This window comes from Rhodococcus sp. AB351 (genome assembly GCF_049538275.1).
GTDB lineage: Bacteria > Actinomycetota > Actinomycetes > Mycobacteriales > Mycobacteriaceae > Rhodococcus.
Map to the genome: position 1 here is coordinate 288,913 of NZ_JBMVFW010000002.1, position 11,878 is coordinate 300,790.

Consider the following 11,878-nt stretch of genomic DNA (forward strand, 5'->3'; position numbering starts at 1 on the left):
CCCGGTACGGCCACCGCGAACCGCAGCGCGCACCGACGGTCCAGCCTATCAGAGCCGGCTTCCGCCGCCGAACCACGAGCGGGGTTCAACGCCGGCCGGCACCCGCGCGGCCCACCGCGGCCGACACCTCGGCGAAACCCTGATCGAGCAGCTCGACGTACCGGTCGATGTCGCGGTTGGGACGGTTGTCGTCCCGTGCCGGGGCCAGGACGGTGACCGCGAACGCATCCCCCGCCCGCGCGAAGGTGTGCATGAAGTCGACACGCGGCACGAGGGCCTGCACACCGGCAATGAACTTCAGGTGCCCCCACGGCACCGACCACCGTACGTCCGCACCGCAGTTGACGCTGCTGAGCGCCGTCGCGACGCCGGGGACCGCTCCGGACGCGAGCGCGCGCGCCAGCGCGCGGGAGACACGCCGGAAGACCGGATAGGGCGCGGCGCCCGTGCGGTGCATCGCGTCGATGCTCTCCGCCGAGTCGACGCGGGCCCGTTCACGCGCGAGGGAGTCGGCAATCGTCGCCGCGCGCTGCGCAGGCTCGGGGATCTCGACGTGCAGGGGCACCAGACCGCCCGCGACGCGATTCACCCCGAGCCCGGCCGCCGACTCGCCGAGCGCCACGGGCACCGCCGCGTACTCCGAGGGCACATCCTCCCCGCGCTCGCGGTAATAGCGCTCCATCGCGAGCGACACCGCCGTCAGCCCGAGGGCGGTCACCGTCCACGATCGTCCGGCCAGCGCCGACAGGTCGGGCCGCAGGATGCGGATGACCCGGCGGTTCGTCTGCACGACGGGAGTCCTGTCCGGGGCGGGATCCGCGCTTACCGTTCCGGGCAGCGGATCCTGACGGCGACGACGCGCCTCCGGATGTGCCCGCACGAGCCCGTCGAGCGCGACGACCGGCCAGATCGCGAGACGGGCGATGCCGTGCGTCGTGGCCGCGACGGGATGGGTCGTGCCGGCGGGCGGCGCGAGACCGTCGACCTCCAGCGGCCGGCCCTCCTCACCGAACAGGGCTTCGAGGAGCCCCCGGGCGGAGGAACCGACGAGCATGGCATGGCTCGCCTGGATCGCGGCGACGGTGACGGTCGCGCCGGGCTCGTCCGGATCGGGGACGCCCGGGAAGACGTGCACCTGCCACGGGCACCGGGCGGCGTCGACGCCGTCGGCGGACAGTCGCGCCACCGACCCGAGCCAGTCCTCGAAGGTGGAACTGCGCGCGTCGTGGACGGTGACCACGTCGTCGACGGCGAGGTCGGCCTTCACCCAGTAGGGATAGTCCAGTGAGCCCGGCGCGTCGGCGATCCGACGTGCCAGAGCGCTGACCAGGTGCATCCGGGAGGCGAAGAACGACAGAACCGCCTCGCGGTCCGGAGTGCGTCCCCGGTCCTCGGAGAACACGGCGAACGACCACCAATCGGTGGGCCGTCCCGGGATCGACTGAAAGTAGTTACCCGCATCGACCCACGAAAGGCGCGCGGACCTCCACTCTCGAAAAAGCATGTAGCCGATTGTGACGCCATACAAGCGGTTCTTGCTACCGAACTCGCAGTTTCGTTCGTTCGGACGACACCGGCCACCCGAACGACACCGGCGTCAGTCGGGAGTCTTCGTAAGGACCTCTCGCGCTCGTTCGGCGTCGCGGTGCATCGCGGAGATGAGCGCCTCGACCGAATCGAACTTCTCCATGCCCCGCAGCCGCTCGACGAAGTCGACCGCCACGTGCTGGCCGTACAGATCGGCCTTCTCGTCGAGGACGAACGCCTCGACCGTGCGCTTGCGTCCGGAGAAGGTCGGATTGGTACCCACCGACACGGCCGCGAGGTAACGCTGACCGGCCGTGAGTCCCTCGACGGGCGAACCGGAGTCGAGCACCGTGAACCAGGCCGCGTACACGCCGTCGGCGGGGATCGCCGCGTAGATCGGCGGTGCGACGTTGGCGGTCGGGAATCCGAGTCCGCGACCGCGGCCGTCGCCGTGCACGACCACACCCTCGACCCGGTGCGGGCGCCCGAGTGCGTCCGCGGCCGCGACGACGTCCCCGGCGTCGACGCACGAACGGATGTACGTCGACGAGAACGTCACGGCGTGCTCGGCGACCAGCGTGAGCCCCTGCACCGCGAACCCGAAGCGTTCACCGATCGAGCGGAGCATGTCGACGGTGCCGGCAGCCTTCTTGCCGAAGGTGAAGTTCTCCCCCACGACCACCTCGGCCACGTGCAGTCGCTCGACGAGGATCTCGTGGGCGTACCGCTCCGGTGAGAGCTTCATGAACTCCGGGGTGAACGGCATGACGCAGAAGACGTCGATGCCGAGTTCCTCGGCGAGTTCGGCGCGCCGCGCGAGGGTGGTCAGCTGCGCCGGGTGACTGCCGGGGCGTACCACTTCCATGGGGTGGGGATCGAAGGTCATGAGCACGGCGGCCACACCGCGTGCCCGCGCGGCCTCGACGGCACGCGCTATGAGTTGCTGATGGCCGCGGTGTACACCGTCGAACACGCCGATCGTGAGTACACACCGACCCCAGTCCGCAGGAATTTCGTCCAGACCTCGCCATCTCTGCACATCGGCAGCCTACGGCTCATGAGCGGGTGGGGCACGCCCGGATGGCTCCCGGCGTGCCCCACATGACGTTGACGGCCCTGCGAATGCATAATTTCGGTGTGCCGAACTTTTCGTCGAGAGCCCACAGAACACGGTCCGTATCCTCCCGCGCCGGTCGCATGATCGCCGTCTTCGCGGCCACGGCCTGCGCTGCCGCCCTCACGGCGTGTTCCACCACCGGTTCCGCCGACGACCGGCCCCTGGTCCTGACCACCTTCACCGTCCTCGCCGACATGGCACGCAACGTCGGCGGCGAACACGTGCGGGTCGAGTCCATCACGAAACCCGGCGCCGAGGTCCACGGCTACGAGCCCACCCCGGGCGACCTGCGGTTCGCGACCGAGGCCGATCTCGTCCTCGACAACGGACTCGGTCTCGAGCGGTGGTTCGAGCAGTTCGTCGCCGACGTCGACGCCGAGCACGTGGTCGTGAGCGAGGGCGTGGACCCCCTGCCGATCGGCGAGGGCGCGACGACGGGCCCGTACAACCCCCACGCCTGGATGTCCCCGCTCGCCGCCCGCGTCTACGTCGACAACATCGCCGCGGCACTGGCCGACCTCGCCCCCGAATACGCGGACGACTTCGCGGCCCGCGCCGAGGCGTACAAGGCCGAACTCGACGGTCTCCACACCGAACTCGTCACCGCCCTCGACGGCGTGCCCGCCGACCGGCGCGCACTCGTCACCTGTGAGGGCGCGTTCAGCTATCTCGCGCGGGACGCCGGGCTGCAGGAGGCCTATCTGTGGCCGGTGAACTCCGACCAGCAGGGCACCCCCCAGCAGATCGCCCGCACCGTCGACTTCGTGCGCACCAACGAGGTGCCGGCGGTGTTCTGCGAATCGACCGTCTCGGACAAGGCGCAACGGCAGGTCGCCGCCGACACCGGAACGGAATTCGGCGGAATCCTCTACGTCGACTCGCTCTCCGAGGCGGACGGCCCCGTCCCCACCTACCTCGATCTGCTCCGACACGACATCGACGTCATCACGACGGGACTGAGGCCATGACTTCGACACTCGACACACCGGCACTGTTCGTCGACGACGTGACGGTGCGTTACGACACTGTCCTGGCCCTGCAGAACGTCACCCTGAAGCTCGCACCGGGCCGCGTCTGCGGACTCGTGGGCACGAACGGCTCGGGCAAGTCGACGCTGTTCAAGACGATCATGGGTCTCGTGCGACCCACCTCGGGTCGCGTCACCATCGGCGGGACGACCACCGCCGTGGCGCGTCGCCGCACGCAGGTCGCCTACGTGCCGCAGTCCGAGGCCGTCGACTGGAACTTCCCGATCGGCGTACGCGACGTCGTCATGACGGGACGCTACGGCCACCAGGGCTTCCTGCGCCGTCCGCGCCCCGCCGACCACGAGGCCGTCGACGCCGCGCTCGAACGCGTGGGCATGACCGCGCTCTCCGGCCGGCAGATCGGGCAGCTCTCGGGCGGTCAGCGCAAGCGTGTCTTCGTGGCACGGGCGATCGCGCAGGGCTCGCCGCTGCTGCTGCTCGACGAGCCGTTCGCGGGGGTCGACACCACCACCGAGCACGCGCTGACCGCCGTCATCCGCGAACTGGCGGCGAGCGGTCACGCGATCCTCGTCGCCACCCACGATCTCGCGGGTCTCGCGCAACTGTGCGACGAGGCGGTGCTGCTGCAGCGGCGCGTGCTCGTGCACGGCTCCCCCGAGGAGGTCCTGCTCCCGGAGAACCTCGCCCGCGCCTTCGGTGCTCCCCCACCGGCGAACGGTGGGCGGGCCGAGGATTTCGCACGGGAGACGTACGCACAGGAGGCCGGACGATGATCGACACGTTGATCGAACCCCTGCAGTACGGCTTCATGCAGCGCGCGCTGCTCGTCGCGGTGGCCGCGACGATCGTGTGCGCGCTGCTCAGCTGCTGGCTCGTGCTCATCGGCTGGTCGCTGATGGGCGACGCGGTCTCGCATGCCGTGCTGCCCGGTGTCGTCCTCGCCTATCTGGTGGGGGTGCCCTTCGCGCTCGGAGCCCTCGTCTTCGCCGGCATCGCCGTCGCGTTGATCTGGCTCGTCCGCGGCACGAGCCGCGTCAAGGAGGACGCGACCATCGGCATCGTCTTCACGACACTGTTCGCCCTGGGCGTGGTTCTGATCTCGAAGAACCCGAGCCAGATCGACCTGCACCACGTGCTGTTCGGGAACCTGCTCGGTCTCGCCACGGGCGACGTCTGGCAGGTGTCGATCCTGGCGGCCGTCGTGCTGGCTGTCCTCGTCGCGAAGCGCCGCGATCTGACGCTGTTCGCCTTCGACCGCGTCCAGGCGCACACCCTCGGCCTGTCCCCCGCCGCGCTGTCGGCGCTGCTGCTGTCGCTGCTCGCGGTGACGATCGTCAGCGCGTTGCAGGCGGTCGGTGTGATCCTGGTCGTCGCGATGCTCATCATCCCGGGCGCGACGGCCTATCTGCTCACCGACCGGATGGCCCGGATGTTGGTGATCGCACCGGTACTCGCGGTGATCGCGTCGGTGGTCGGTGTGTACACGAGCTACTACACCGATGCTGCGACCGGCGGCGTGGTGGTGCTCGCCCAGGCCGTGGTCTTCACCCTCGCGTACCTGTTCGCGCCGCGGCAGGGCGTCCTCACCCGGCTCGTGACGCGTCGCCGCGCCCCGGAGGGCGAAAGGGCGAGCGAGCCGACGGAGAGCGTGATTCCCGGGTGACGGTTACCTAAGCTGGACGCGTGCCTGAGAGTAACGAGACCACCGCGACCGAGATGTTGTCCTCGGTCGCACAGGACTATCTCAAGATCATGTGGACGGTCCAGGAGTGGTCCGGGGAGAAGATCTCCACCAAGCTGCTCGCCGAGAAGCTGGGCGTGTCGGCGTCCACCGTGTCCGAAGCGGTGCGCCGCCTCGCCGACCAGGGACTCGTCGACCACGAGCGATACGGCGCGATCTCGCTCACCGACGAGGGTCGGCAGGCCGCGGTGGCGATGGTCCGTCGCCATCGCCTCATCGAGACCTTCCTGGTCCGCGAGCTCGACTACGGGTGGGACGAGGTGCACGACGAGGCCGAGATCCTCGAACACGCCGTCTCCGAACGGATGGTCGCGGCGATCGACGCCAAACTCGGCCATCCCGAACGCGACCCGCACGGCGACCCGATCCCGTCGCCCGACGGCACGATCCCGGCACCGCCCGCCCGCGCCCTGAGCGAGTTCAACGACGGCGACCACGGCCGGGTGGCCCGCATCTCCGACTCCGACCCCGCGATGCTGCGCTACTTCGACGAGGTCGGGATCGCGCTCGACACCGACATCACGGTCCTCGAACGCCGCGACTTCGCCGGGACCATCTCGGTCCGGCTGGGCCGGACCGAGGGCCGCACGATCGACCTCGGTCACCCGGCCGCCGAAGCGATCTGGCTGGTCTGAGCCGGCTCACATGTTGGAGGGCCGCACCACGAACACCGCCGCGGCCCGCTTGCCCTTCTCCTGCAGCAGCGCCGCGGCCCGGCCCTGCGCATCCACGGCGCCGTAGACCCCGCGGATCCCGACGGGCTCGAGCCAGCGGCCGTTCGCGAGCAGCCCCGCCTCCTCGTCGCTGATGGTCCGGCACTCGAAGGCCGTGCGCACCGCCGCGTCGATGTCGAGGCTCGGCGTCGGGTCGTCGGCGAGCTGTTCGAGCGTGCGGGCGTGTTCGAGTCCGAACGGGCCGACCTTCGTGCGACGCAGCGCCGTCAGATGGCCGCCCACTCCGAGGGCCGCGCCGAGATCGCGTGCGAGCGCCCGGATGTAGGTGCCGGACGAGCAGTCCACGTCGACGTCGAGGTCCACGAAGCCGCTCTCGGGCACATCGCGCCGGACGAGGACGTCGAACCGCGAGACGGTGACGGGCCGGGCCTTCAGCTCGACCGCCTCCCCTTCACGCATCCGGGCGTAGGCGCGCTTGCCGTCGATCTTGATGGCGCTGACGCTGGCGGGCACCTGCTGGATGTCGCCGGTCAGCGCCGCCACGCCCTCGCCGATCTGCTCGTCGGTCACGTGCGTCGCATCGGTGGTCGCGACGGTCTCGCCTTCCGCATCGTCCGTGACGGTGCTCTGCCCGAGACGGATCGTCGCGGTGTACGACTTGGTCGTCAGCGCGAGCAGCCCGAGCAGCTTCGTGGCGCGCTCGACGCCGAGGACGAGCACGCCCGTCGCCATGGGGTCGAGGGTGCCCGCGTGCCCGACCTTGCGGGTGCCGAGCAGTCGGCGGCAGCGCGCCACCACGTCGTGGCTCGTCATGCCGGCGGGCTTGTCGACGACGAGCAGGCCTGCGCGGGCGAGGGCCGGATGTTCCTGCGAGGGGACGGTGTCGTTCATCAACGCACCGTGATCGCGGTGAGGACGAGACCGTCGGCGATGAGCCACCGTCCGTCGAAGCCCGTCAGCGGTTGCCCGTCGAGGGTGTCGCCGGGGACGAGCAGTCGCGAGTGGAAGGTGCCGGTGACCGCGTCCGCGGTGGTGTCGCGTTCGAACGTGATGTGGGCGTCCTCGAAGCCCAGCCACCGCTTCGTCAGCGGGAACCACGCCTTGTAGGTGGCCTCCTTGGCGCAGAACAGCAGACGGTCCCAGTGCAGGTCGTCGCCGGCCGAGGCGAGCCACTCGCGTTCGGGTTCGAGGCTCACCGCGGGCAGCACCCCGTCGGGGAGCACGTCGTGCGGCTCGGCGTCGATGCCGAGCGAACGGATCTGCAGCGAATAGCCCAGCACGGCACCGCGATAACCGTCGCAGTGGGTGAGGCTGCCGACGACGCCGCGCGGCCAGATCGGATCGCCCTTCTCCCCGCGCAGTACCGGCGCCGGGTCGACGCCGAGGGTGCGCATGGCCTGTCGGGCGCAGTGACGGGCACCGGCGAACTCGCGGCGCCGCTTCTCCACGGCCCGCGCCACGAGCGGCTCCTCCTGGGGATGCGGCCGCAGTCCCGGTGGGTCCTCGAACAACTCGGCTGCAGCGACGCCGTCCGGCACGATGCGCCCGATCAGCGCGCCGCGCGTGTCCGTCTTCTGGCCGGTGTCCGGTTCGGTCACCGCAACTCCTTCTCTCGTTGAGCCCGCATCTTCTCGGCCTCCGCTTCCATCTCGGGGGTCACGGTGAAATGACCGCCCCACTTGTTCAGGCTGCCCGGCGGATACTCCGGGACCGGCAGGATCTGCCGCAGGGGCTGCTCCGGCATGCCGCGTCGCTGCCATTCGCGCGGGTAGCCGACCGAGACCTCCTCGAAGCGCACCCCGTCGTAGTAGGTGGTCCGCGGGATGTGCAGGTGGCCGTAGACGCTGCACAGCGCCCGGTAGCGCAGGTGCCAGTCGGCCGTCTCGGTGGTACCGCACCACAGCGCGAACTCGGGGTAGAACAGCATCCGCGTGGGTTCGCGCACCAGCGGGAAGTGGTTGATCAGCACGGTGGGCAGGGCGGGGTCGAGCGCGTCGAGACGGGCGCGGGTCTGCTCCACACGCACCCGGCACCAGGTGTCGCGCGTGATGTACGGATCCGGCTTCAGCAGGAACTCGTCGGTCGCGACGACGTTGCGTTCGCGCGCGAGAGCGAGACCGTCCGCCTTCGTCGTGGTGCCCTCCGGCAGGAACGAGTAGTCGTAGAGCAGGAACATCGGCACGAGCACCACGGGCCCGTCCTCGCCCTCCCAGACCGGATAGGGATCCTCGGGGGTGAGCACGTCGAGTTCGCGGCACATCGTGACGAGGTAGTCGTAGCGCGCGACCCCGAACATCTGCACCGGATCCTTGGCGGTCGTCCACAGTTCGTGGTTGCCGGGCACCCAGATCACCTTCGCGAACCGGCTGCGGAGCAGCGACAGCGCCCACCGGATGTCGTCGGTCTTCTCCGACACGTCGCCCGCGACGATCAACCAGTCGTCGGGCGACTCGGGATACAGATCCTCGGTGACCGGCCGGTTGCCCCGATGGCCCACATGGATGTCGCTGATCGCCCACAGCTTCGCTGCCACGCACTAACCTCCCGACTCGTCCTGGACACGCACCTGCCGGTCCGCGCCCGTCACCGCCCATCGTCCCGAGAGCGTGCGCCATACGACGGCGATCATCCGGAACACGATGAACACCGTAAGCCCCGTCCAGATACCCGCCAGACCCCAGTCGTACGCGAGCGACAACCAGATCAACGGCAGGAAGCCGAACAACGCCGAGGCCAGCGTCGCGGTGCGCAGGAAGGCGGCGTCCCCGGCACCGAGGAGAACACCGTCGAGTGCGAACACGATTCCCGCGAGCGGCATGATCGCGACGAAGAACCACCACGCGACGCCGATCTGGTCGAGCACCTCGGTGTCGGTGGTGAACAGACCCGGGATCACGTCCTTGCCGACCACGAAGACCACCGCGAGGACGACCGCGAAGACCGCCGACCAGGCCGACAACCGCCACGCCAGGCGCGTCGCGCCCCGCCGATCGGCCGCACCGAGTGCTGCTCCGACGAGGGCCTGCGCGGCGATCGCCAGCGAGTCCAGGGTCAGGGTCACGAAGTTCCACAGTTGCAGCACGACCTGATGACCGGCCACCGCGGCCGCACCGAAGCGCGACGCCACCGCCGCCGCGGACAGGAAGCAGGCCTGGAACGCGAGGCTGCGGGCGATCAGGTCGCGGCCGAGCCGCAACTGCGCGCCGATCACGGCGGGTCGCGGTCGCAGCGGAACCCCGGACCGCAACAGCGCCACGACGAACAGGACGGCCGTCACGGACTGCCCGATCACGTTGGCGACGGCGGAACCGACGAGCTCCCACCGGGGAGCACCCAGCAGACCGTGGACCAGTACCGGGCACAGCACCGCCGACAGGGCGAGACCGGTGATGACGAAACGCAGCGGCCGGATCGTGTCCTGCACGCCGCGCATCCAGCCGTTCCCTGCCAGGCCGACGAGGATCAGGGGTGCCCCGAACAGCGCGACACGCAGCCAGGAGACGGCGGCGTCGGCGATCTCGGCATCACCGGCGAGCAGCCGCGCGACGGGGCCGGCCAGCGCCTGCCCGACGATCAGGATGGCCAGTCCGACGATCATCGCGAGCCACGTCGCCTGCACGCCTTCGCCGACCGCGTCGTCGTGCCGGTCCGCGCCGTGGAAACGCGCCGCACGCGAGGTGGTGCCGTACGACAGGAAGGTGAGCTGGGTGCTCACCTGAGCGAGGATCAATCCGCCGATCGCGAGACCGGCCAGGGGCAGCGCCCCGAGCCGGCCGACGACGGCGATGTCGAACAGCAGGTAGAGCGGTTCGGCCGCGAGCACCCCGAGCGCGGGAAGGGCGAGTCCGAGAATGCGCCGTCCGGAGATATCCGAGGCGGGCGACTCGCCGGACGCCGTCAACCGAGCACGCCGCGCAGGGCGGCGACGATCCGATCGGTGTCGCCGTGGGCGGTGTACCCCGCCGCCAGGCGGTGTCCTCCGCCGCCGAGTGCGGTGGCGACGGCGGACACGTCCACCGAGCTCTTGGCGCGCAGCGAGACGGTCCACTCCTCGGGAGCGACCTCCTTGAACACTGCGGCGACCTCGGCCTCCGCGGTGGTGCGCACGATGTCGATGACGCTCTCGACCTCCTCCGGACCGAGATGTGCGGAGTCGGCGCGCCGGACGAAGGCGTAGACCAGTCCCCTGCCCTGCGCGGCGTCGCGTTCGAGCGTGGCAGTGGCAAGCACCGACGACAGCATCGGCAGCCACCCGAAGGGATGGGTGTCGAGCAGGGCACGCGTGATCGACGTGCCGTCGATCCCGGTGGCGAGCAGACGCTCGGCGAGTCCGTGGGCCTGCGGGCGACCCCACCGGAACGATCCGGTGTCGGTCACCAGTCCCGCGTACAGGCAGTGCGCGAGTGCGGCATCGATCTCGACACCCCACACGTCGAAGAGGTCGGCGAGCACCATCGCGGTGGCCTCGGACTCCGGGTCGATGAGGTTGTGGGTGCCGAACCGCGTGTTGGACAGGTGGTGATCGATCACCAGGACGTTCGGGGCGGTCTTCAAACGGTCGCGCAGGACACCGAGACGGCCCGCGGTACCGCAGTCGACGGTCACCACGAGATCGGCCTCGCGGCGCACCTCCGAGACCGGCGTGACCAGGTGTGCGCCCGGCAGCGACCGCATCGAGTCCGGCATGTTCGCCGGCGAACCGAACGCCACCTGCACGGCGACACCGCGCCGCTCGAGCGCGAGCCCGAGGGCCAGCCCGCTGCCGAGGGTGTCGGCGTCGGGATTGATGTGGCACAGCACCGTCACGGTGGCCGCCGCATCCAGCAGTGCGGCGGCACCCGGCAGGTCGACGGATCCTGCCGGGGCAGACGGGAGAGCGGCATCGTCCCGGTGCGACGGGATCACCGGAGGAGTCGGGTCGGGCACCGGTGCGTTATTCGTCGTCGTCACCGGCGTCGCGTTCACGGGGTTCCTTGTAGGGATCGGCGTCGCCGGCCGGAACGGCACCCTCACGGGCGCGTGCGACCTCGTCGTCGGCCGCGCGAGCGCGTGCGAGGAGTTCCTCCATGTGCCGTGCCGTGTCGGGCACGGTGTCGGTGACGAACGTCAGCGTCGGGGTGAACCGCACACCGGTGCCGGCGCCGACCTTCGAGCGGAGCACGCCCTTGGCCTTCTCGAGGCCGGCAGCAGCTGCTTCGTGATCGGGTTCGGTGTTCAGATCCGCGCCGCGGACCGTGTAGTAGACGGTGGCGTCGTGCAGATCCGCGGTGACCTTCGCGTCGGTGATCGTCACGAACTCGAGCCGCGGATCCTTGATCTCGAGGTCGATGGCGGTGGCCACGATGGTGGCGATGCGCTTCGCGAGTCGGCGGGCCCGTGCTGGATCGGCCATGTCGTTCGTTCCCTTCTGTGGCCGCCGGCAGGCGGCCCGTCGTGCGGCCGGGATCAGTCCTCGGGCCCGTACAGCCTGCGTCTGACCGACAGCAGGTCGAGTTCGGGCCGCTGGGCGACCAGCCGCTCACACTTGTCCAGTATCTCTCCGACGTGCGCGAGGTCGGGGGCGACGACCGCCACACCCACCTGCGCCCGGCGGTACAGATCGTGTTCCCCGGTTTCGGCGGCGGACACCCCGAACCGGCGCAGTTCCGCGATCACCGGACGGATCGCCGATCTCTTCTGTTTGAGCGAATGCACGTCGCCGAGCAGCAGGTCGAGTTCGAGCGCTCCCAGATATATCCGCTTCTCCCCTCGAGGACCGTCCGGTCGCCCGTCCGGTCGGCTCTGCACCGGCCCGGTCGGGCGTCCCGACACACCCGTGGCGGCGAACGAC

The 11,878-nt window shown here is 70.2% G+C and carries 13 protein-coding genes; 4 read left to right on the top strand and 9 right to left on the bottom strand.

Going from position 1 to position 11,878, the window contains the following annotated elements:
* Window positions 1-85: 85 nt before the first annotated feature.
* Both ACPCXD_RS07390 and ACPCXD_RS07395 read right to left on the bottom strand, forming a co-directional pair.
* The gene (locus tag ACPCXD_RS07390) at window positions 86-1,504 is read right to left on the bottom strand and encodes a wax ester/triacylglycerol synthase domain-containing protein (RefSeq protein ID WP_423659060.1); all 1,419 of its coding nucleotides are present in this window, start codon (window positions 1,502-1,504) and stop codon (window positions 86-88) included.
* A 93-nt stretch (window positions 1,505-1,597) separates the two neighbouring features.
* Complete coding sequence (locus ACPCXD_RS07395; RefSeq protein WP_160875921.1) at window positions 1,598-2,566, bottom strand: bifunctional riboflavin kinase/FAD synthetase; 969 nt, start codon at window positions 2,564-2,566, stop codon at window positions 1,598-1,600.
* Window positions 2,567-2,724: 158 nt separating this feature from the next.
* Here ACPCXD_RS07395 and ACPCXD_RS07400 point away from each other — a divergent pair, with 158 nt between their 5' ends.
* The 4 genes from ACPCXD_RS07400 to ACPCXD_RS07415 are packed head-to-tail and all read left to right on the top strand — an operon-like array spanning window position 2,725 to window position 6,009.
* A complete protein-coding gene (locus ACPCXD_RS07400) occupies window positions 2,725-3,612 on the top strand; it encodes a metal ABC transporter substrate-binding protein (protein ID WP_145691783.1) in 888 nt (295 codons plus the stop codon).
* Window positions 3,609-4,406: a metal ABC transporter ATP-binding protein gene (locus tag ACPCXD_RS07405; RefSeq protein WP_145691784.1), complete on the top strand. Its 798-nt coding sequence runs from the start codon at window positions 3,609-3,611 to the stop codon at window positions 4,404-4,406. Before ACPCXD_RS07400 ends, ACPCXD_RS07405 begins: the two co-directional genes overlap by 4 nt.
* Window positions 4,403-5,296: a metal ABC transporter permease gene (locus tag ACPCXD_RS07410; RefSeq protein ID WP_145691785.1), complete on the top strand. Its 894-nt coding sequence runs from the start codon at window positions 4,403-4,405 to the stop codon at window positions 5,294-5,296. The genes ACPCXD_RS07405 and ACPCXD_RS07410 overlap by 4 nt, the downstream gene beginning before the upstream one ends.
* Before the next feature lie 20 nt (window positions 5,297-5,316).
* On the top strand, window positions 5,317-6,009 hold the full coding sequence (locus ACPCXD_RS07415) for a metal-dependent transcriptional regulator (protein WP_016693574.1): 693 nt from the start codon (window positions 5,317-5,319) through the stop codon (window positions 6,007-6,009).
* 6 nt (window positions 6,010-6,015) lie between these two features.
* Here ACPCXD_RS07415 and truB read toward each other — a convergent pair whose 3' ends face one another.
* Genes truB through ACPCXD_RS07450 form a run of 7 tightly spaced genes read right to left on the bottom strand, consistent with a single transcriptional unit; the run spans window position 6,016 to window position 11,784 of the window.
* The gene (gene truB, locus ACPCXD_RS07420) at window positions 6,016-6,939 is read right to left on the bottom strand and encodes a tRNA pseudouridine(55) synthase TruB (protein WP_145691786.1); all 924 of its coding nucleotides are present in this window, start codon (window positions 6,937-6,939) and stop codon (window positions 6,016-6,018) included.
* Entirely contained in the window at window positions 6,939-7,601 is a 663-nt protein-coding gene (gene npt / locus ACPCXD_RS07425; RefSeq protein WP_026061431.1) for a 4'-phosphopantetheinyl transferase Npt, read from the bottom strand. The genes truB and npt overlap by 1 nt, the downstream gene beginning before the upstream one ends.
* A 41-nt stretch (window positions 7,602-7,642) precedes the next feature.
* The gene (locus ACPCXD_RS07430; RefSeq protein WP_145691787.1) at window positions 7,643-8,581 is read right to left on the bottom strand and encodes a metallophosphoesterase family protein; all 939 of its coding nucleotides are present in this window, start codon (window positions 8,579-8,581) and stop codon (window positions 7,643-7,645) included.
* A gap of 3 nt (window positions 8,582-8,584) precedes the next feature.
* Window positions 8,585-9,949: an MATE family efflux transporter gene (locus tag ACPCXD_RS07435; RefSeq protein WP_145691788.1), complete on the bottom strand. Its 1,365-nt coding sequence runs from the start codon at window positions 9,947-9,949 to the stop codon at window positions 8,585-8,587.
* The gene (locus tag ACPCXD_RS07440; protein ID WP_016693579.1) at window positions 9,946-10,953 is read right to left on the bottom strand and encodes a DHH family phosphoesterase; all 1,008 of its coding nucleotides are present in this window, start codon (window positions 10,951-10,953) and stop codon (window positions 9,946-9,948) included. The genes ACPCXD_RS07435 and ACPCXD_RS07440 overlap by 4 nt, the downstream gene beginning before the upstream one ends.
* Window positions 10,954-10,981: 28 nt before the next feature.
* Complete coding sequence (gene rbfA / locus ACPCXD_RS07445; protein ID WP_016693580.1) at window positions 10,982-11,440, bottom strand: 30S ribosome-binding factor RbfA; 459 nt, start codon at window positions 11,438-11,440, stop codon at window positions 10,982-10,984.
* Window positions 11,441-11,493: 53 nt separating this feature from the next.
* The gene (locus ACPCXD_RS07450; protein WP_026061433.1) at window positions 11,494-11,784 is read right to left on the bottom strand and encodes a DUF503 domain-containing protein; all 291 of its coding nucleotides are present in this window, start codon (window positions 11,782-11,784) and stop codon (window positions 11,494-11,496) included.
* Window positions 11,785-11,878: the final 94 nt, after the last annotated feature.